This window comes from Stenotrophomonas maltophilia complex sp. Om-AH-Sm3 (assembly GCF_059337855.1).
In genome coordinates this window covers 255,277-275,107 of the sequence record NZ_JBYBLQ010000003.1, presented here as the reverse complement: position 1 = coordinate 275,107, position 19,831 = coordinate 255,277, and the positions used below count along the sequence as shown (strand labels likewise).

Below are 19,831 nucleotides of genomic sequence, written 5' to 3'. Positions count from 1 at the left end.
TGCGCAGCATCCATGGCTGCTCATAGAGTGGCGGCTGGGGCAGGGCGATTCAAGCCGATGAACAGAACGCCGTCATCCAGCGGTGGTTCCGGGCCCCGGATTGCCTTGCCCGACGTCGCATAACTGAAAACTGACGCCGTCTCATTTATTATCAATCACTAACAGCGCATTCCAAAGGTATGGTCTAAGGTGGCGAAGCAGGTCCCTGAACGCTCCAAGTCGGACGACAGCAAGGCGTCACGTCGCACGGCCGCGGCGGCGACGACCGACAATCCACGCCGCCAGCGCCTCTGGCGCGATCTGGGCCTGATCGCCATCGCGCCGGCCCTGCTGTACCTGGCGGCCAGTCTGTTCACCTATTCAGCCACGGATCCGGGCTGGTCGCATACCGGCAGCGTGGTCGCGCCGGTGCATAACCTCGGCGGCCGCGCCGGGGCCTGGATTGCCGACGTGCTGCTGCAGCTGTTCGGCTACATCGCTTTCCTGTTGCCGGTGGTGCTCGGCGCACTGGCGTGGATCGCCATGTTCGGCCTCAAGCGCGAGAGCAAGGGCGAGAACGATCTGGACCCGGCGCTGCGCCTGGTCGGTCTGGTCGGTTTCCTGATCGCCGGCACCGGCTTCCTGCACGTGCGCCTGTTCAGTGGCGATGTCGCCAGTGCCGGCGGCATTCTCGGCAAGCTGGTGGGCAATTCGCTCACGGTGGGCTTCGGTGCGCTGGGGGCGAACCTGTTCGTGCTGGTATTGCTGCTGGCCTCGATCACCCTGGCCACCGGGCTGTCCTGGTTCACGGTGATGGAGAAGATCGGCCGTGGCGTAATGTCGCTGGCACCGCTGCTGGAGCGCAAGAAGGAAGAAGTCAGCGAGTGGAAGCAGACCAGGGTGATGCGCGAGGAGCGCCAGGAAGTGCGCAAGGCCGACGCCGAGGTGCGCGCCAAGCGCGAGCCGGTAAAGATCGAACCGCGCCCTGAGCCGGTGATCGAGAAGAGTGATCGCGCCAAGCGCGATACCCAGATTCCGATGTTCCGTGGCGTCAACGGCGATGGTTCCGACCTGCCGCCGCTGGCGCTGCTGGATGATCCCAAGCCGCAGCCGAAGGGCTACGACGAAGAAACGCTGGAAACGCTGTCGCGGCAGATCGAGTTCAAGCTGAAGGACTTCCGCATCGATGCGCAGGTGGTCGGCGCCAACCCAGGCCCGGTCATCACCCGCTTCGAGATCGAGCCGGCACCGGGCATCAAGGTCAGCCAGATCAGTTCGCTGGACAAGGATATCGCGCGCGGCCTGTCGGTGAAGTCGGTGCGCGTGGTCGACGTCATCCCGGGCAAGTCGGTGATCGGCCTGGAAATTCCCAACGTCACCCGCGAGATGATCTTCCTGTCCGAGCTGCTGCGCTCGAAGGAATATGACAAATCGGCCAGCGTGCTGACCCTGGCGCTGGGCAAGGACATCGCCGGCCGCCCGACCGTGGCCGACCTGGCGCGCATGCCGCACCTGCTGGTGGCCGGTACGACCGGTTCGGGCAAGTCGGTGGCGGTCAACGCGATGGTGTTGAGCCTGTTGTTCAAGGCGTCGCCGAAAGACCTGCGGATGCTGATGATCGACCCGAAGATGCTCGAGCTGAGCGTCTACCAAGGCATTCCGCACCTGCTGGCGCCGGTGGTTACCGACATGAAGGAGGCCGCCAACGGCCTGCGCTGGTGCGTGGCCGAGATGGAGCGCCGCTACAAGCTGATGAGCGCGGTGGGTGTGCGCAACCTGGCTGGCTTCAACAAGAAGGTGAAGGAAGCCCAGGACGCCGGCCAGCCGCTGATGGATCCGCTGTTCAAGCCGAACCCGGAGCTGGGCGAGGCGCCGCGTCCGCTGGAAACGCTGCCGTTCATCGTCATCTTCATCGACGAATTCGCCGACATGATGATGATCGTCGGCAAGAAGGTGGAAGAGCTGATCGCGCGCCTGGCACAGAAGGCGCGTGCGGCTGGCATCCACCTGATCCTGGCCACGCAGCGCCCGTCGGTGGATGTGATCACCGGCCTGATCAAGGCCAACATCCCGACCCGCATCGCCTTCCAGGTCAGCTCCAAGATCGACTCGCGCACCATTCTCGACCAGTCTGGCGCGGAGACCCTGCTGGGCCACGGCGACATGCTGTACCTGCCGCCGGGCACCGCGCTGCCCGAGCGCGTGCATGGTGCGTTCGTGTCCGACGACGAAGTACATCGCGTGGTCGAGCACCTCAAGGCGATGGGCCCGGCCGACTATGTCGACGGCGTGCTGGACGAAGTGCAGACGATGGGCGACGGCGTGGTCGTCGGCGCCACTGGCCTGCCCGAGACCAGTGCGGCCGGCGACGAGTCCGACCCGCTGTATGACGAAGCGCTGCGGGTGGTCACCGAGACCCGCCGTGCCTCGATTTCCGGCGTGCAGCGCCGGCTGAAGATCGGCTACAACCGTGCAGCGCGACTGATCGAGGCCATGGAAGCGGCCGGCGTGGTCAGCCCGCCCGAGCACAACGGCGACCGCACGGTGCTGGCACCGCCGCCGCCGAAGTAAGACCCGACGTATCCCCCACGACGTCCAAGGAACCGACGCATGCTTCACCCCGTACCAAGCGCGCTGGCGCTGGCGCTGGCTGCCCTGATGGCTGCCGGCCCGGCACTGGCAGAAACCGCCACCTCCGCGCCCGCCACGGCGCCGCCTTCCACCAGCGGCGATACCGAAGCCAGCAATAATTTCAGCATTGTCCGTTACCGCGCCGACTACCAGGTCCGGCCGGATGCGGGCAATGTGCAGACCGAAACCTACGAGGTCCTGCTCAAGACCAAGGCCTCGGTCGAGCAGTTCAGCCAGGTGCGGCTGAGCTACAGCGAGAAGATGGAAACGCTGGAGGTGCTTGGCGCCTACACCATCACCGCCGACGGCCAGCGCCGCGACGTGCCGGCCGACCGCATCTACACCCAGGAAAGCTACTCCAGCGCCTCGGCGGCGATGTATGCCGACCGCAAGGTGCGGGTGATCGTGTTCCCGAACCTGGCCCCGGGCACGCGCCTGTACTACCAGGTGCGTCGCACCCAGGCTACGCCGTACTTCCCGGGCTATTTCGGCCTGTGGGAGACCTTCAACGTCTTCACCGAGTACGAGGACGCCGAGGTCACCCTGAGTGCGCCGGCCAACCTGCCGATGTTCGTGGACAGCCGCGGCGTGCAGGGCAGTGACCGGCCGACAGTGAAGAATGGCCAGGCGCAATGGCGCTGGCGCTACCAGCGCCGCGAGGCGATGCCGGCGCAGAACTGGTCGGCGGCGGGCTGGGAGTTCGGCCCGAACATCATGGCCAGCACGTATCGTGACTGGTCGCAGATGGGGCGCGCCTACCAGCTCAAGGCGGGCCCGGCGGCCCAGGTGACCCCGGCGCTGCAGGCGCTCGCTGATGAGATCACCGCCGGCATCAGCGACCGCCGCGAACAGGCTGATGCGCTGTATCGCTGGGTCGCGCAGAACATCCGCTATGTGGCGGTGTACCTGGGCAACGGCGGCCTGGAGCCGAACAGCGCGCAGAGCATCCTCGACAATCACTATGGTGACTGCAAGGACCACGTGACGATCCTCGAGGCTCTGCTGGCGGCCAAGGGTATCGCCAGCTCGCCGGTGCTGATCGGTGCGGGGGGCGGCCCGACGCTGCCGAAGATTCCGGTGCTGGGCCGCTTCAACCACGCCATCACCTATATCCCCGAGTTTGATCTTTACCTGGATTCGACCACCGCGTGGGCACGCTTTGGGCAGCTGCCGGAAGGTGACCTGGGTGCGCCGGTGATGCGTACCCGGGACGCTACGCTGGCGCGTACCCCGGCCAATACGCCGGAGCGCAATGCGACGTCGATGGAAGTGCGTTTTACGTTTGATGCCAACGGCAACCTGCGCGGCGAAACGATTCCGAAGCTGGGGGAGAACGCCGAGATCGGCATGCGCGCGCAGTTCTCACAGCTCAACGCGCAGAACCGTGCGCGCGCTGAGGAGCAGATCATGGCCGCCTCAGGTTTCGATGGGCGAGGGCAGCTGCAGATCCAGGGCGTACCGGTCGACCTGACCCGGCCGTTCGGCTACCGCATGGCCTTCCAGGCCGAGGACTACGCCGACTTCAGCGTGGCCGGCGGCATGGCCGTGCCGGACCCGCCGGGTGGCGAGTCGGTGCGTGGCTTGTACGCCACCGCCTCGGCGCCGGCCAACGAGACGCCGTTCTACTGCAATGCCAGCCTGCGCGAGGAAACCTATCGCCTGCAGTTCCCGGCCAATGCGCCGATCATCGCCATTCCGGCCAGCCAGCGCTTTACCAATGCCGCTGGCGAATACCGGGTGGACTGGAGCCGCGAGGGCCAGGAGGTGATCGTGCACCACCGCTTGCAGCAGAACGCGGTGCGTGGCCCCGAGGCGCTGTGCCAGCCGCAGGACTATCCGGCGTTCCGCGCGCTGTACCGCGAAGTGCGTCGCGGCTTCCGCGGCCAGGTGCTGTACGGCAAGCTGCCGGCATCTGGCGGCTGAATCGCCGATGGACGTTCAGGGCGGCATAATGTCGCCCTGATCGCCCATTCATCTTCCCCCGGGCACACTGGCAACCACCTTTCCTGGCGCCCGCGCCCACAGGATTTCCGCATGAACTTCCGCTTCCGCCGTTTCCTTGCCACGACTACCCTGGCCGTCGCCTGTGCCGCTGCCGGCAGTGCCTGGGCCGGTGCCCGCGATGACCTGAAGACTTTCACCAGTGGCCTGAAGGGCCTGGATGGCCAGTTCAGCCAGCAGGTGTTCGACAGCCGCGGCAAGGTGAAGGAATCGACCAGTGGCCGCGTGGCGCTGTCGGCGCCGCGCCTGTTCCGCTGGGAATACGTGCGCCCGCACGAACAGCTGATCGTGGCCGACGGTAAAAAAGTCTGGATGTACGAGCCGGACCTGGAGCAGGCCACCGTGCGCGAGCAGGGCAAGGAAGAGCAGAACAGCCCGCTGACCGCGCTGATCAACCCGGCGCTGCTGGAACAGCAGTACGACGTCAGCGAAGAGGCTGCGCAGCGTGATGGCCTGCAATGGCTGTCGCTGTCGCCGAAGCGCGAGACCGAAGCCAGCTTCCAGTACGCCGCGCTGGGCTTCAATGCCCAGGGCCTGGCCAAGATGGAGATCACCGACGCGGTCGGACAGCGCACCGTGATCAGCTTCAGTGGCTGGAAGCGCAATCCAGGCTTTGCTGCCGGCACCTTCAGCTTCACCCCGCCGAAGGGCACGGACGTCATCGGTAATTGACCGAGGATGCCGGGCATGACCCGGCGCTACCTGCTCCGGTGGGTCTCAACCGGCACCGCCTTGGTGGGTGTCAACCTTGGTTGACGCAATTTTGATCTGCCGGCCAGCGGCCGGCACTACCGGAATCGTCGTCACCCTGTCGCGGTACAATGAGCGGGTGGCAAGACATCGTTCAACTTCCTTCCCCGGCCCCGATCTGCTGAGCGTTGATCGGGAACATCTGCGCCCGCTGGCCGAGCGCATGCGCCCGCGCACCCTCGACGAAATGGTCGGGCAGAAGCGCCTGCTGGCGCCGGACAGCGCGCTGCGTCGCGCGGTCGAATCCGGGCGCGTGCATTCGATGATCCTGTGGGGCCCGCCGGGCTGCGGCAAGACCACGCTGTCACTGCTGCTGGCCGAGTACTCCGATGCCGAGTTCCGTGCCATCTCCGCCGTCCTGTCCGGCTTGCCGGAGGTGCGCCAGGTGCTGGCCGAGGCTGCGCAACGGTTCGCCGAGGGCCGGCGCACCGTGCTGTTCGTGGACGAGGTGCATCGCTTCAACAAGGCGCAGCAGGATGCCTTCCTGCCGCACATCGAGCGCGGCACGATCCTGTTCGTCGGTGCCACCACCGAGAATCCGTCGTTCGAGCTGAACTCGGCGCTGCTGTCGCGTTGCCGCGTGCATGTGCTGGAAGCGGTATCGCCAACCGATATCGTCGAAGCGCTGGAACGCGCACTGGGCGACCGCGAACGCGGCCTGGGCGAAGAAGGCATCGAGGTCGCTCCCGAACTGCTGCTGGAAATCGCCACCGCTGCCGATGGTGACGTGCGCCGTGCGCTGACCCTGTTGGAAATCGCCGCAGAACTGGCGGGCGGGGAGGGTGGTCGCATCACGCCGCAGACCCTGACCCAGGTGCTGGCCGACCGTACCCGCCGCTTCGACAAGGGGGGCGAGCAGTTCTACGACCAGATTTCGGCGCTGCACAAGTCCGTGCGCAGCTCCAACCCCGATGCTGCGCTGTACTGGCTGACCCGCATGCTGGACGGCGGTTGCGATCCGTCCTATCTCGCGCGCCGGCTGACCCGCATGGCCATCGAGGACATCGGCCTGGCCGATCCGCGCGCACAAAGCATGGCGCTGGAAGCCTGGGACATCTACGAGCGGCTGGGCAGCCCGGAAGGCGAGCTCGCCTTCGCCCAGCTGGTGCTGTACCTGGCCAGCACCGCCAAGTCGAACGCTGGCTACGCCGCGTTCAACCAGGCCAAGGCCGACGTGCGCCAGAGCGGTACCGAAGAAGTGCCGCTGCACCTGCGCAATGCGCCGACCAAGCTGATGAAGGAGCTAGGCTATGGCGCCGAATACCAGTACGACCATGATGCTGAAGGTGGCATCGCGCTGGACCAGACCGGTTTCCCTGATGCGATGGGCGAACGGGTGTACTACAACCCGGTGCCGCGTGGCCTGGAGATCAAGCTGAAGGAAAAGCTTGATCGCCTGCGTGCCGAGCGTGAAGCGGCGAGGGCCGCGAAGGGCCGTTGAGCTGGCTTATGTAGCATCGAGCGATGCTCGACTCCGCTCTGGACCGACCCAGCAGCACCTGCGGAAGCGACAGCCGAGCATGGCTCGACTTCTACAGGGCGGGACAACGAAGCCGGCGTTTCGCCGGCTTCTTTCTTACTTGATGCTGCAGTCGCCGAAGGACAGGTAATCCGTTCCCGAGCTGAACTGCAGCGTGCAGCTGGCGGTGAAGGTTGCGCCTTCTTCCAGTGCGCCCAGCTTGGCCGCCTGCTGTTCGTCGCCGCTGGTCAGCCGGGCCAGGACATTGCCCTGATCGTCGCCTGCCTCGATCAGCGGCTCGCCCGCCAGGTTGCTGGAGACGCCCAGGGCCACGGCGGTGAATGTCACCGTCTGATTGAGTTCTTCCATGCCCAGTGACGAATTGCCGGCCTCTTCAAAGGCCTGGTAGAGCGTTGGCAGGTCCTGTGCGGCATGGGCGGCCAGGGGTGCAATCAGGCCGAGGGAAAGGGCGATCAGGGCGGTGCGCTTCAAGGTGTTCTCGCAGTCACGGGATTCATTCCCGTGGATGGTGGTCAGTAGATCCATGCCATGCATGGATGGGTTTGGTAAAGGACAGGGCGCGGCCGGCGGCTCGATTGCCCATCCATCCGCAGCCCTGCGAGGGAAGGGCGCTCCTGCGCCCCGCTGACCGGCAAAATAGTGGATTCGGTGTTTCCGGCGCAACCGGGAAAATGAACGCATCGCGCGCGTGATACACAGCGTGACGTTTGATCGATGTGATAATCATTCGCGTTTAAGGTAGACTGCGGTCCCCTGAGAACCGGCGGCCATCGGCCGCTCCTGCCGCCACTGATGAAGCATTTCGTCCTGCCTTCGCGCCGTGGTCCATTGGCCCGCGGCCTGGCTGCCTTGATGATGGGTCTGCTCCTGGCCACTCCGTACGCCAATGCGCAGCAGCGCAATCCGCTGCAGAAGATCGGCCACACCGTGCTGGACGAGCCGGCGGCCAGCTATCGCTTTGAACGTTTCGTGGTGGACAGCCCGGACCAGCAGCGCCGTTGGCGGGTGAACCTGGCGATTCCAGCCAGGGCCGGCAAGACCCCATCCCCGGTGCTGTACGCGCTGGATGGCAACGCCGTGGCCATGGTGCTGGACCAGCCGCTGCTGGCCGAGCTGGCCGCGCGCAAGGCGCCGCCGGTACTGGTGCTGATCGGCTACGACAACGACCTGCGCATCGATTCCAAGGCGCGTACCCGCGACTACACCGCGTGGATCGACCGTGCCGACGACGAGAGCGGCACGACCCAGGCAGTCGGCGGCGGCGCTGCGGCTTTCCTTGACGTGATCGAGCGCCGCATCAAGCCGGAAGTCGAGCGTCGCGCACGCATCGATACGCGGCAGCAGGCGCTGTGGGGCCATTCGCTGGGCGGGTTGTTCGTGCTCAATGCGCTGTACACGCGACCTGCCGCGTTCCAGTCCTATCTGGCCGCCAGCCCGTCGCTGTGGTGGAGCCAGGGCGCGGCGCTGGGTGATCCGGAGCAGCAGTTCGTGCAGAACGTGCACGGCCAGCCGGCAAAGCTCTGGCTGATGCTGGGCGGCGCCGAGCGCGTCGGTGATCGCGGCAAGCGCGATATGAGCAACCCGCGCGTGGTTGCGCATCTGCGCCGGATCAGTGGCGCCACCCCGGATGCGGCGATGCAGTTGTCCGAGCGGCTGGGCAAGGTGCCGGGCCTGAGCGTGCAGTACCGCGAGTTCGATGGCCTCGGCCACGGCCCGATGCTGCCGGCATCGTTCCACGCTGCGCTGCATGAACTGTATGGCGTGTCCGACCGCAGCGCCGGCGATGGTGCGCCCAGTGGCGGGGACAACACCGGCGAATGAATGCCTTCGCACGCGATGCCGTGCGACCCCACTACCCAGGCGAGGCTGCCGGCGTGCAGCGGCCCAGGCAACCGATGACTCCCGCGCCACGTGGCGCGGCCTACGTGTGCAAGGAGCCTGCCATGTCGTTCCGTCCGTCTTTCCGCCTTACCTCTCTCGCCGCCGGCCTGCTGCTGGCGGTGACCGCCACCGCCCAGCCGGTGTTCGATCAGCCGGTCAACGCCACCTTCAAGGGTGAGGTTGTCTCGCGCGGTGAGAACGTGGTTCCCGGCAGCACTGCCGACGTGGTTGGTCGTGGCTTTGTGCCGGGCCAGAAGGTCAGCCTGCTGCGTGGCGACAGCGTGCTCAACACGCAGCCGCTGGTGGTCGATGCCGACGGCAACTTCAGGACCCAGCTGAGCATTCCGGCCGATGCGGTGCCGGGCACCCACCCGGTGGTGGTGCGCGCCAGCCAGCCGGCTGCAGCCACGGTGCTGAAGCTGCGCGTGTCGCCGCAGCTGCCGCTGTCCGGCCAGGCGCAGTTCGCCACCCAGTCCAACAAGCTGGTGCCGGGCCTGTACCAGTCCGCCTACAGTGCTGCCAGCAATGCAGTATTCGTGACCTCGGCGGTGGGTCGCCCGCCGGTGACCCAGTCGCAGCTGCTGAAGCTGGACCCGACGTCGCTGAAGGTGACCAGGGCGATCACCCCGGCGCAGGTGCCGGGCAGCACCAACGGCGCGGTGTACGCGGTCTACGGCGTCGGCGTGGATGACACCAACGGTAATGTCTGGGTCACCAATACCCGGCAGAACTCGATCGCGGTCTACCGCCAGAAGGACCTCTCGCTGGTCCACCAGTTCCCCGTCGACACCGTGCCACATGCGCGCGACGTGGTGGTCGACGGCGCCCGTGGCAAGGTGTTCGCGTCGGCCACTGGCGAGGACCACCTGTCGGTGTTTGACGCCCGGACCTTCGAGGAACTGCCGCCGGTGACGCTGGAGTCCGGCGTGGATGACGGCAAGTTCACCCCTATGAGCCTGGTGCTGGACGAAAAGGCTGGCAAGCTGTTCACCGTCAGCATCGGCACCCCGGAAGCGGCGGTGATCGATGTGGCCAGCGGCAAGGTCGAGAAGGTCATCGACCTGGGCAACGCGATCAGCGCCTCGGGCGTGGCCTTCGACGCGGCGCGCAACCGCCTGTACGTGGCCTCGCAGGGCACCGACAACCTGCTGATCGTCGATGTGGCCGCCGGCAAGGTGCTGCACGACGTGCCGGTCGGCGCCGGTGCGCTGAACGTCGCCTTCGATGATGCCTCCGGCCTGGCCTACGTCAGCAACCGTGGCGCTGGCACGGTCACCGTGGTGAATGGTGACGGCAAGGTGGTCGCCAATCTTGATGGCGGCACGCTGCCGAACCACGTCCGCGCCGATGGCAAGGGCAACGTGTTCGCGGTGAACAAGTCGCGCGGCGCCGAGGATCCGAAGGGTGACCGCATCACCCGCATCACCCCGAAGCAGTAAGTCACACGGTGGGGCGGCGTGCGCGTCGCCCTGCCAGCAAGGAGAACGAGCATGAACATCGCGTCCCGTCTGCGCCTGTGTGCGCTTCCGTTGGCTGTTTCGCTGGCGCTGTCTGCCTGCAGTGGCTCGTCAACGCCGTCGGATGGCCACAAGGCCGCCGAGCCGCCCGCCGCAACGGCCGCTGCGGAAACGGCGTTGCCGGAAGGGTGGCAGCGCGTGGCAGGTGCCGAAATGCCGACCGTGCACGGCCAGAAGGCGGTGCTCCCGGCCAAGGTGCATTCCGACGATGGCGCTGACATTGAAGTGTCCGACACCAGCCGGATCATTGCCGGTGGTGACGACGTCATCGCGGTGATCGAGGCGCTGGGACTGGGCAAGCAGGTATTCGCTGCGCCAACCAACACCACCACCCAGGCCGGCCTGGCTGCCCCGCACCAGTTCCTGTTCAACCGGACCACGGGCGTGGAGGGTGTGCTGAGCCTGCAGGGCTCGCTGTTCCTCGGCAACAGCCTGCGTCGCCACACCGAGCTGGCAAAGAAGCTGCGCGAAGTCGGTGAGCCGGCGGTGGTCATTGATGACCTGCAGCCGGCACCTGACAAGGTGCGCAAGGTCGCTGCTTCACTAGGGCTGGCCGAAGCAGGGCAGGTACTTGCCACGCAGGTGCAGCGTCAGCTCGACGAGGCTGCAGCGATTGGCAAGGGCCTGGGCCATGCACCACGAGTGATCCACGTCTCGGCCACCGGTGCCGGTGGCTCTCCGACCGTCGCCGGTGCCGACAGTGCGTCGGCGCAGCTGATCGCACTGGCGGGCGGCATCAACATCGGCACCGAGGCGGGGGTGAAGAACTACTCGCAGCTGAGCAATGAAGGCGTGGTCGCCGCGGCACCGGAAGTGATCCTGGTGACTGAGCACGACCTGCAGCTGTTCGGCGGCGCCGAAGGCCTGTGGAAGGCGTACCCGACGCTGAAGCAGACCCCGGCCGGGCAGGCCAATCGGGTCTGGGTGATGCCGGATGTGCAGCTGAAGTACACCAGCGTGGGCTCCGGTGCGGGTGCACTGGCCCTTGCCGAGGCTTTCGCCGCGATGCCGAAGGCATGAGTCCAGCGGATCGGCGCCGCCGTCGTGGGCGGACGATGTTGATGGTGGCGTTGCTGGCCCTGCTGGGGGCCGTGCTGGCGTCGTTCGCCGTAGGTCCGTTGCGGTTGCCGCCGCTGGAGGTGATGCAGGCGCTGGCGGTGAAGCTGGGCCTGCTTGATCCGCAGGCGGTCAGCAACCGCGATCTGGCGGTGGTCTGGCAGCTGCGCATTCCGCGTGCCCTGTTGGGCGCGATGGTCGGTGCGTCGCTGGCGATGGCCGGTGCCAGTCTGCAGGGCCTGTTCGGCAATCCGCTGGCCGACCCCGGCATCGTCGGTGTCAGCCAGGGTGCTGCGCTGGGTGCAGTGGCTGCCATTGTTCTCGGCGCTGCAGGTGCCGCCGGTTGGCTGGTGCCGGTTGCCGCCTTCGTCGGTGGTGCCCTGGCCATCGGCCTGACCTATGCGCTGGCGCGGCCGGGCAAGGGCAGTGGCAATGCGACGCTGCTGCTGGTCGGCATCGCGATGGCCGCGTTCTGCTCGGCGCTGATTGGTTTCCTCACTTACATTGCCAGCGAAAGCGAGCTGCAGTCGCTGGTGTTCTGGCAGATGGGCTCGCTGGCCCGTGCCAACTGGGCCGACGTGGCCGCCGTGGCACCGCTGTTTGCCATCGGTGTGCTGGCACTGCAACGGTTGGCAACGCCGCTGGACATGCTGGCGCTGGGCGAGCGCCAGGCCCAGCATCTGGGACTGGATGTGACCCGCACGCGCCGTCGACTGGTGGCGTTCAGCGCGCTGCTGGTCGGGGCGGCGGTGGCGTTTGCGGGCTCGATCAGCTTCGTCGGCCTGGTGGTGCCGCACGTGGCGCGCCTGCTGGTGGGCCCCGGCCATCGCTGGTTGCTGCCGTTGTCCGGCCTGCTGGGTGCACTGCTGATCGTGGTGGCGGATACCGCCGCACGCACGCTGGATCCGCCGGCGGAGATTCCGCTGGGCCTGTTCTCGGCCGCGCTGGGTGCGCCGTTCTTCCTCTGGCTGGTGCTGCAGCAGCGCCGCAAGGCGGTGCCATGAGTGTGCTGTTGAAGCTGCACGATGTGGTGGTGCGCCGCCAGCAACGCGAGATCCTGTACGGCATTTCGCTGGCGTTCGAACCGGGTACGGTGACCGCACTGGTGGGCCCGAACGGTGCGGGCAAGTCCACGCTGTTGGCGGTCGCGGCCGGCGACCTGCGCGCCGATGCGGGCGAGGTGAGCCTGTTGGGCAGGCCGCTGGCCAGCTACAAGGCGGGGCCGCTGGCGCGCGAGCGCGCGGTGATGCCGCAGGAGCACGGCGTGCGTTTTGCCTTCAGCGTCGAAGAGGTGGTGGCGATGGGGCGATTGCCGCATCCGCCGGACCCGGTCACGGACGATGCCCGGGTGGAGGCGGCCATCGATGCCGCTGAACTGCAGGCGTTGCGCCTGCGCGAGGTGCAGCAGCTGTCTGGTGGTGAGGCCGCCCGGACCACGTTCGCGCGCGTGCTGGCGCAGGACACGCCGCTTCTGTTGCTTGATGAACCGACCGCGGCGCTGGATCTGCGCCATCAGGAGCGCACGCTGCGCAGTGTGCGTGCGTGTGCCGAAGCCGGTGCGTGCGTGATCGTGGTCCTGCACGACCTCAATCTGGCCGCGGGCTATGCCGACCGCATCGTGCTGCTGGAGCAGGGCAGGGTGGCGGCCGATGGCACGCCGCTGCAGGTGCTCACCGAAGACAACCTGCGGCGGGTCTACCAGCAGGATGTGGTGGTGCTGGAGCATCCGCGGCGCGGGGTTCCGCTGGTGGTGGTGACCTGAGCGAAGGTCCGCCAGGTTGCTCCGGGTATCATGGCGGCTTCGTTTTCTTCAATGGACTGATGCCATGTTCCGCACCGTTACCCGCAGCGTGCTGCTTGCCGCGATGATTGCTTCGGTGTGCGCTGCCAATGCAGCCTCGACCTCCCAGGTTTCGCTGACCAACGCGGCCGAGAATGCCTCGCTGATCGAAACCCGGCATTCCAGTGGCGAGGGGGCCGCTGTGGCCTCGATGAAAACGCAGTACTTCGCCAACGAGGAAATGTCCGTGAGTTGGGATGACCAGCAGGTGCTGGTGCTTTGCAAGGAGGCCGCATACCTGCAGATTCCTGCCGCCAAGCTCAAGGCCGGAGCGCTGGCCACCGAGCAGCGGCAGATGATCGTCTATCAGGCACTGATGTCCGGCTTGGGGGCTGTCGCGGGTGTTGTCGGGCCGGCAGGCGAGGTGGTGACCGTGGCGGATGACGGCAGCGAGACCCGCAGGGTTGGCGAGAACAGCTGGGCATACGGTATCGAGCGCTACGACGTGATCAGTCAGCGGCTGCCGGATGGTGCACTTCGGGTCCGAACCCGCAAGACGGAAACCGTGAACACCACGCCGCCGGCGGGTCCGGACGACACATTCAGCACCGAGGAGGATCAGGCGGCGCGCCTGGCTGAGTTGGCGCCGGTGGGGAGCTGGATCGAGGTTGTGATTCATGGCGGCCCCCGACAGGCACAGGTGGATCCGGCGATGTCGTTGCAGGGGTGGATGTCGATGGGGGATGACCAGGCCGCAACGGTGGCCGAGGCGCGCAGGCTGCACGGCTGCAAGTAGAGGCTGAGAGGGGTCAGATCGCTTTGCCCAGGGGCAAAGGGATCTGACCCCGATCATTGTCGGCTTCATCGTTCCATTTATGTTTGCAATATTCACTTGCGCGCCAGATTGGCAGGTCTAGAATGCGCCCCATGAACCGGATGCCGCTCCTGAAGTTTTTCACCCTGACCCGCGCAAGCGCGGAACGGGCGTGTCTGCCTGGAGCCCCACGGAGCCGCTGAAGCGGCTATCGCTGGATGATCCACAGAGCGCCCTTCGGGGCGCTCTTTTCGTTTCTGCAGTTCCATTTCCCCTGACCCGACGTACCGCAAGGAGAACGTGCCATGCACCAGATCGCCGAGACCGAACGCTAGCCGCGCACCCTGTCGCCAACCGGGGTGCGCGGCCCCCGAAGTTGGCTTTGCAGGAACCTTTCTCATGAACACCCAAGTCCTTTCCCGCCGTCGCAACCTTGGCATCATTGCCCACATCGACGCCGGCAAGACCACGCTGACCGAACGACTGCTGTGGAAAAGCGGCGAAATCCATCGCGTCGGCGAAGTGCACGATGGCAATGCGACGACCGACTTCTCGGCGATCGAGCGCGAACGTGGCATCACCATTGGCGCGGCTGCCGTGCAGGCGCAGTGGGCGCCGCGCGACCTGCCGCCGCATCGGCTGACCCTGATCGACACCCCCGGCCACATCGACTTCGCGATCGAAGTCGAGCGTTCACTGCGCGTGCTTGACGGTGCTGTGGCCGTGTTCTCGGCCGTGGATGGCGTGCAGCCGCAGTCCGAAACCGTGTGGCGCCAGGCGCGTCGCCACCGCGTGCCGTTGATCGCTTTCGTCAACAAGATGGACCGCGTCGGCGCTTCATTCGAGCGCGTGCTGGAGCAGCTGCAGGACAAGCTGCGCGCGCGGCCGTGGGCGCTGGGCGTGCCGTTGGGCAGCGAAAGCGGCTTCCACGGCTGGGTCGATCTGGTCGATGAGCGCGTGCTGCAGTGGCAGGAGGGCGCCGCAACCACGGTGATCCCTTGGGACGAAGCGGCACGGGCCCAGTGGCAAGCCCAGCGCGATGCGCTGGTCGAGGCCGTGGCCGATCACGATGAGCAACTGGCCGATGCCTGGCTGGAAGGTCGCGTGATCGATGCCGGGCAGCTGCGCGCGGCGATCCGCCGGGCGACGCTGGCGGGTGCGGGCGTGCCCGTGCTGGCCGGTGCTGCGTTCAAGGACAAGGGCATCGAAACGCTGCTCGACGCGGTGGTCGATTACCTGCCGTCGCCGCTGGATCGCCCGGCTGTCAGTGCCGAAAGCGATGAGGGCGAGGTGGTGCTGCCGCCGGATCCGGACGGTCCGCTGGCCGGTCTGCTGTTCAAGATCACCCACCAGCAGCACGGCGCGCTGAGCTTCGTGCGGCTGTATTCGGGCACCTTGAAGGTGGGTGATGCGGTGGCCAGTTCGCAGCATCCGCAGGGTCGGCGTGTCAGTCGTCTGGTGCGGGTGCAGGCCGACCAGACCCATGACATCGAGCAGGCCGTGGCCGGTGACATCGTCGCGGTACTGGGCTGGAAGGATGCGGTCAGTGGTGAAACGCTGAGCGGTCGTGAGCAGCCGCTGCGCCTGGAGAACATCCAGGCACAGGCACCGGTGCTGGCGTGGCGGTTGGAACCGGCGCGTGCGGCCGACCTGATCCGGATGGCACAGGGTTTGGCCAGCCTGGCCCAGGAGGATCCGTCGTTCCGCGTCGAGACCGATCGCGACACGGCGGAGACCCTGGTCTGGGGCATGGGCGAGCTGCACCTGGAGGTGATGGTCGAGCGCCTGCGCAGCGAATGGAAGGTCGACGTGGCCGTAGGTGCGCCGCGCGTGGCCTACCAGGAGACGCCGATGCGCGCGATGACGGGCGTCGTCGGGCGGCTGGTCAAGCAGACCGGAGGCCAGGGCCAGTTCGCGCACGTGGTGCTGGATGTGGCGCCGCGCGACGACGACCTTGTCGTGTTCAACGACCGCATCGTCGGTGGCGTGGTGCCGCGCAGCTTCATCGCGGCGGTGGAAAAGGGCGTGCGTGCTGCACTGTCGGAAGGTCCGCAGGGTCATCCGGTGGTCGGCATCGAGGTCAGTCTTGTCGATGGCCAGACCCATGCCAAGGACTCTTCGGAGATGGCGTTCCATCGCGCAGGCGCCGAGGCGATCAAGGCGGCGCTGGCCGAGGGTGGCACGCAGCTGCTGGAGCCGGTGATGGCGGTGACGGTGCATTCGCCTTCGGCGTCGGTGGGTGATGTGGTCGGCGACCTCAACCGGCGCCATGGCCGCATCGCCCGCATCGAGGACCAGGACGGTCGTGCCGAGGTCAGTGGCTTCGCGCCACTGGCGCAGCTGGTGGGTTACACCACCTCGCTGCGTTCGCTCAGCCAGGGGCGGGCCAGCAGTGAGGCGCACCTGCACGGCTATGAGCCAGTACGCGCGGCATAGGCAATGTGAGGGGAGCCCGTTCGCGGGCTCCCTTTTTTCGCATTGCCGTGGGTCCCGTATCCACGCCATGCGTGGATGACACCGCGTTCGTGCGCGAACGTTTGCATTGCGCCGCAACAAATCTGTAGAAAAAGCTGGATTAAAGTGATGCCTCACGATAAATTGCGCACCCCCCGTTGCTCGCCGCCGCCCGCACCCCTCTCATGCGTGATGACAAAGACCCCGGAACCCTGGAGCTGACCCTGCCGCGCAAGCGCGGTCGTCCGCCCAAGTTCGGGTACGCGATGAGCGATGCGCAGCGGGCGGCGCGCTATCGTGCGCGCAGGGCGGGGCAGGCCAACCATGCCGACGTGCGTTCCTGCAGCGACATGGTGCTGCTGGACAAGATCCGTGCGGCGGTCAGTGCCCGCGATACCGAGCTGGCCGGTTTCCTGGTCCACGTACTCTGGCAGCGCTACCCCCTGCAGCTGAAATAGTTCGCCGGTGGGGTGGCCGTTGTCATCGAGCTTGTTGATAATGCGGGATTCAGGTTGTTCCCGCTGGCGTGCCCGGGATGGCAGGCGCGCATGATCGAACGGTTCCCAACATGACCACCACCAGCGACACCACCACCGAAGCGGCGCCGAGCGGCGCCCCCCTGTTCTATACCCGCCCGGTGCCGCTGCAGGCCGATGTGCATGCCGATCTGCGCATCCTGCCGGGCAGGCTGGAGTTCGCCGCCGGCAACAATGCCATTCCGCTGGTGCTGGGCGAGTTCTCGCTGGCCCTGCACCACTTCCCGATCCTGTTTGCCGGCCCGAGCGCGGTTCCGATGGCTGCCGTGGGCGTGTCCGACCAGAACCTGTTCATCAAGGATGGCCTGTGGGAAGACGAGGCCTACATTCCCGCCTACCTGCGCCGCCACCCCTTCATCTTCATCGACACCGGCGCGGAGAATGATTTCCTGCTGGGCATCGACGAAGAGAGCCCGCGCGTGGTCAAGGGGGGCGAGGAAGGCCAGCCGCTGTTCGTTGACGGCAAGGCCACCGAGATGGTGCAGCAGGCCCTGGAATTCTGCGGCCAGTACACCCGCGAACACGAACAGACCCAGGCCTTCTCCAAGGCCCTGGTCGACAACGGCCTGCTGGTCGAGCGCAATGCCACCGTGCGCACCCCGGATGGCCGGGAGTTCAACCTCAACGGCTTCCTGGTCGTGGACGTCGAGAAGTTCGTCGCGCTGCCGGAAGCAACCGTGGTCGAGTGGCACCGCAGTGGCTGGCTGGCACTGATCCACCAGCACCTGATGTCGCTGGGTCGCTTCAATGACCTGACCCGTCGCCAGGTCGAGCGTCTGGCCGCGTGATCAAGGGGTTGGGCAGGGTTCCCGCAGCGCGGGCGCCCTGTCCGGCCTGCAGTACACCCAGCAGGCGACGTGCGTCGGCCCAGTCCGGCGTGGCGTCCTGCGCCAGATCGACCAGCTCGGCCGCGATGGCGGCGTGCTCGCGTTGACCCAGCATCTGTAGCGCGCCCTGCAATCGGTGCGCGTGATGACCGAGCGCCGATGCGTCTGCGTGATCGACGATCCGCTCGATCCTGCTGAGTTCATCGCAGATGTCGGCGCTGTAGGCCGCGTCCATTTCAGTCGCCTGCTCAAGCGCGTCCGGGCTCTGCGGCGCCGGAATGCCCAGCGCGGCGAGCAGTTCGGCGGCGCGCAGCGGCTTGGCCAGCACCGCGTCGAAACCCGAGCGGCGGCAACGCGCGTGGTGACGTCGCCCGGTGCGGGCAGACAAGGCGATCAGGCGGGCCGGATGCCCGCCACGGGCGCGCAGTTCGCGTGCCAGTGCGTAGCCATCGATGCCACGCAGCCCAATGTCGATCAGCACGGCAGGGCGGGGGTGGCGTATCTGTTCGGCCAGCGCGCTGGCCGCGTCTTCCAGGGCACATACCTCGGCGCCCCAGCGCCGCAACTGTTCGGCAATGACGTGGCGACTGAGTGCGTGGTCCTCCACCAGCAGCAGTTGCAGCCCGGCCAGCGGCGTGCCCTCCACGGGCATGTCCCGGACACTCTCGGCAGAGTCAGCTGCGCACACCGGCAGGCGCAGGATGAAGCGGCTGCCGCGACCGAGGACGCTGTGCACGGTCAGATCGCCCCCCATCGCACGTGCCAGCTCGCGTGCGATGGAAAGCCCGAGGCCACTACCGCCACGCTGATGCCCACCGCTGCCTTGACGGAAAGGCTGGAACAGTTCGGCTACCTGTGCTGGCGCGATCCCGATCCCGCTGTCGATCACCTCCAGCAGCAGCTCTTGCGGCCGCGCTGCTGGAAGCAGCCGCAGGCGCAGCTCGATGCCGCCGATATCACTGAACTTCACCGCATTGGCCAGCAGATTGCTGGCAATCTGGCGCAGCGCATCAATGTCCACCAGAATGATCGGAGAAGGTTCGGTCGGGGCGTCAAGATGCAGCTGCAGGCCTTTCTGTTGCGCCTGTGGCCGAATGGCCTCCAGTGCCTGCCGGCAAAGCCGGGTCGCATCACAGGCTTGTGCATGCGGCCTGAAAGCGCCGCTGGCGAGGCGCGAAAAGTCCAGTGCACGATTCAACAGGCCGCGCAGGGATTGGCTGGCGCTGCTGGCAGCGGCGAGCAGATCGCGCTCGCCTTTCGGCAGTGTCGATTGTCCAAGCAGCTCGATCGAGGCCAGTACGGCCTGTGCCGAATTGCGCATCTCGTGACTGATCATCCCGATGGCCTGCGCGCTGCGACGGTCGCCCCGTACCCGCAGGTGACGGGTCAGGGGCCACAGCAGCAGGGCGACCAGCAGAGGGGCCAGTAGCAGCCAGCCGCGCGGGGGCGAGGCCTGCATCCAGTCCAGTGCGTTTCCCGCCGCCGCCGGCAGGGTCTGGCCTGCCCACAGGTGGAGCAGGCTTGCATGCTCCTCCAGCGTGATCTCCCGCAACGCCTGTCCGATGCGTTCAAGCAGCTGCTGGTCTTCCCGGCGGACGAGCAGGTAGAGGTCGGTGGAGAAGTCGCTGTCGAATGGCTGCAGGCGCAGGCTGCCGTTGAAATGGCGTCGAACCAGCGGGCGCAGCGTGGATTCCAGGCCAATCGCCACGTCGGCCACGCCGGATTGGACTGCCGCCAATGCGGCGTACCGATCAGGCAGCTGCTGCAGCCTGATCTGAGGATGATGCGCGCGCAGCCAGCCGGCGTAGGGCCCGCCTTCAACGACGGCCACGACCCGGCCGTCGAGCTCGCGTATCTCCCGTGGCAGCCATTCGCCGGCGCGCCCTGCCAGCAGGGTGGCGCCACCCCGGAATCGGCTGGACGCTGCAAGGTCGGGGCAGGGCAGCTTCTGGTGTCTCGCGCCGCCAAACACCATGACCAGGTCGGCCTCGTGATGGCACACAGCGAGGATTGATGCGACGGTCGTCGGGTAGGGCTGTTCCAGGAAGCTGAGTTGGGCGTGACGCGCCACCAGGTTGGCGTAGCCATGGGCGAGCGTCGGCGGTGATGACGGATCGGCCATCGC

General features: G+C 66.8%; 15 protein-coding genes. 13 read left to right on the top strand and 2 right to left on the bottom strand.

The genetic code is table 11. From position 1 onward, the window contains the following. Positions 1-189: 189 nt before the first annotated feature. The 4 genes from AC10QF_RS05850 to AC10QF_RS05835 all read left to right on the top strand — a co-directional run bounded on the left by AC10QF_RS05850 (position 190) and on the right by AC10QF_RS05835 (position 6,802). Positions 190-2,550, top strand: a complete 2,361-nt coding sequence (locus tag AC10QF_RS05850) for a DNA translocase FtsK (protein ID WP_005416487.1) — start codon at positions 190-192, stop codon at positions 2,548-2,550. A 39-nt stretch (positions 2,551-2,589) separates the two neighbouring features. Beyond that, positions 2,590-4,533 carry a DUF3857 domain-containing protein gene (locus tag AC10QF_RS05845; RefSeq protein WP_111127701.1) on the top strand — a complete coding sequence of 648 codons (1,944 nt, stop codon included), beginning with the start codon at positions 2,590-2,592 and terminating at the stop codon, positions 4,531-4,533. A 111-nt stretch (positions 4,534-4,644) separates the two neighbouring features. Beyond that, the gene (lolA, locus tag AC10QF_RS05840; RefSeq protein ID WP_005413289.1) at positions 4,645-5,283 is read left to right on the top strand and encodes an outer membrane lipoprotein periplasmic chaperone LolA; all 639 of its coding nucleotides are present in this window, start codon (positions 4,645-4,647) and stop codon (positions 5,281-5,283) included. A 241-nt stretch (positions 5,284-5,524) separates the two neighbouring features. Then, a complete protein-coding gene (locus AC10QF_RS05835) occupies positions 5,525-6,802 on the top strand; it encodes a replication-associated recombination protein A (protein WP_227836677.1) in 1,278 nt (425 codons plus the stop codon). Positions 6,803-6,937: 135 nt separating this feature from the next. Here AC10QF_RS05835 and AC10QF_RS05830 read toward each other — a convergent pair whose 3' ends face one another. After that, the gene (locus AC10QF_RS05830; RefSeq protein ID WP_049412844.1) at positions 6,938-7,312 is read right to left on the bottom strand and encodes a hypothetical protein; all 375 of its coding nucleotides are present in this window, start codon (positions 7,310-7,312) and stop codon (positions 6,938-6,940) included. 321 nt (positions 7,313-7,633) lie between these two features. On the opposite strand from AC10QF_RS05830, the gene AC10QF_RS05825 reads away from it, so the two are divergent. The 9 genes from AC10QF_RS05825 (at position 7,634) to AC10QF_RS05785 (ending at position 17,667) form a co-directional block, all read left to right on the top strand. Further along, positions 7,634-8,662 (top strand): alpha/beta hydrolase, encoded by a 1,029-nt coding sequence (locus AC10QF_RS05825; protein WP_111096953.1) that lies wholly within the window; start codon positions 7,634-7,636, stop codon positions 8,660-8,662. A 122-nt stretch (positions 8,663-8,784) separates the two neighbouring features. Then, positions 8,785-10,161 (top strand): YncE family protein, encoded by a 1,377-nt coding sequence (locus AC10QF_RS05820; protein ID WP_447905910.1) that lies wholly within the window; start codon positions 8,785-8,787, stop codon positions 10,159-10,161. Positions 10,162-10,212: 51 nt separating this feature from the next. Continuing rightward, a complete protein-coding gene (locus tag AC10QF_RS05815; protein ID WP_494541918.1) occupies positions 10,213-11,259 on the top strand; it encodes a heme/hemin ABC transporter substrate-binding protein in 1,047 nt (348 codons plus the stop codon). Beyond that, on the top strand, positions 11,256-12,299 hold the full coding sequence (locus AC10QF_RS05810) for a FecCD family ABC transporter permease (protein ID WP_099485399.1): 1,044 nt from the start codon (positions 11,256-11,258) through the stop codon (positions 12,297-12,299). The genes AC10QF_RS05815 and AC10QF_RS05810 overlap by 4 nt, the downstream gene beginning before the upstream one ends. Continuing rightward, positions 12,296-13,057, top strand: coding sequence for a heme ABC transporter ATP-binding protein (locus AC10QF_RS05805; RefSeq protein ID WP_164283646.1), 762 nt, complete (start codon positions 12,296-12,298; stop codon positions 13,055-13,057). The genes AC10QF_RS05810 and AC10QF_RS05805 overlap by 4 nt, the downstream gene beginning before the upstream one ends. 64 nt (positions 13,058-13,121) lie before the next feature. After that, positions 13,122-13,871: a hypothetical protein gene (locus AC10QF_RS05800; RefSeq protein WP_049412825.1), complete on the top strand. Its 750-nt coding sequence runs from the start codon at positions 13,122-13,124 to the stop codon at positions 13,869-13,871. A gap of 417 nt (positions 13,872-14,288) precedes the next feature. Further along, positions 14,289-16,325, top strand: coding sequence for an elongation factor G (gene fusA / locus AC10QF_RS05795; RefSeq protein WP_099495648.1), 2,037 nt, complete (start codon positions 14,289-14,291; stop codon positions 16,323-16,325). Positions 16,326-16,528: 203 nt separating this feature from the next. Further along, positions 16,529-16,801, top strand: a complete 273-nt coding sequence (locus tag AC10QF_RS05790) for a hypothetical protein (RefSeq protein WP_005409616.1) — start codon at positions 16,529-16,531, stop codon at positions 16,799-16,801. A 110-nt stretch (positions 16,802-16,911) separates the two neighbouring features. Then, on the top strand, positions 16,912-17,667 hold the full coding sequence (locus AC10QF_RS05785; protein ID WP_099495647.1) for a SapC family protein: 756 nt from the start codon (positions 16,912-16,914) through the stop codon (positions 17,665-17,667). On the opposite strand, the gene AC10QF_RS05780 is transcribed toward AC10QF_RS05785, so the two are convergent. Next, positions 17,624-19,828 (bottom strand): ATP-binding protein, encoded by a 2,205-nt coding sequence (locus AC10QF_RS05780; protein ID WP_240458983.1) that lies wholly within the window; start codon positions 19,826-19,828, stop codon positions 17,624-17,626. The genes AC10QF_RS05785 and AC10QF_RS05780 overlap by 44 nt on opposite strands. Positions 19,829-19,831: the final 3 nt, after the last annotated feature.

Excerpts from the sequence above, each read along its gene's own strand:
- AC10QF_RS05845 (WP_111127701.1), top strand. The coding sequence starts at position 2,590 with ATGCTTCACCCCGTACCAAGCGCGCTGGCGCTGGCGCTGGCTGCCCTG.
- lolA (WP_005413289.1), top strand. The coding sequence starts at position 4,645 with ATGAACTTCCGCTTCCGCCGTTTCCTTGCCACGACTACCCTGGCCGTC.
- AC10QF_RS05835 (WP_227836677.1), top strand. The coding sequence starts at position 5,525 with ATGCGCCCGCGCACCCTCGACGAAATGGTCGGGCAGAAGCGCCTGCTG.
- AC10QF_RS05825 (WP_111096953.1), top strand. The coding sequence starts at position 7,634 with ATGAAGCATTTCGTCCTGCCTTCGCGCCGTGGTCCATTGGCCCGCGGC.
- AC10QF_RS05820 (WP_447905910.1), top strand. The coding sequence starts at position 8,785 with ATGTCGTTCCGTCCGTCTTTCCGCCTTACCTCTCTCGCCGCCGGCCTG.
- AC10QF_RS05815 (WP_494541918.1), top strand. The coding sequence starts at position 10,213 with ATGAACATCGCGTCCCGTCTGCGCCTGTGTGCGCTTCCGTTGGCTGTT.
- AC10QF_RS05810 (WP_099485399.1), top strand. The coding sequence starts at position 11,256 with ATGAGTCCAGCGGATCGGCGCCGCCGTCGTGGGCGGACGATGTTGATG.
- AC10QF_RS05805 (WP_164283646.1), top strand. The coding sequence starts at position 12,296 with ATGAGTGTGCTGTTGAAGCTGCACGATGTGGTGGTGCGCCGCCAGCAA.
- AC10QF_RS05800 (WP_049412825.1), top strand. The coding sequence starts at position 13,122 with ATGTTCCGCACCGTTACCCGCAGCGTGCTGCTTGCCGCGATGATTGCT.
- fusA (WP_099495648.1), top strand. The coding sequence starts at position 14,289 with ATGAACACCCAAGTCCTTTCCCGCCGTCGCAACCTTGGCATCATTGCC.
- AC10QF_RS05790 (WP_005409616.1), top strand. The coding sequence starts at position 16,529 with ATGCGTGATGACAAAGACCCCGGAACCCTGGAGCTGACCCTGCCGCGC.
- AC10QF_RS05785 (WP_099495647.1), top strand. The coding sequence starts at position 16,912 with ATGACCACCACCAGCGACACCACCACCGAAGCGGCGCCGAGCGGCGCC.
- AC10QF_RS05780 (WP_240458983.1), bottom strand. The coding sequence starts at position 19,828 with ATGGCCGATCCGTCATCACCGCCGACGCTCGCCCATGGCTACGCCAAC.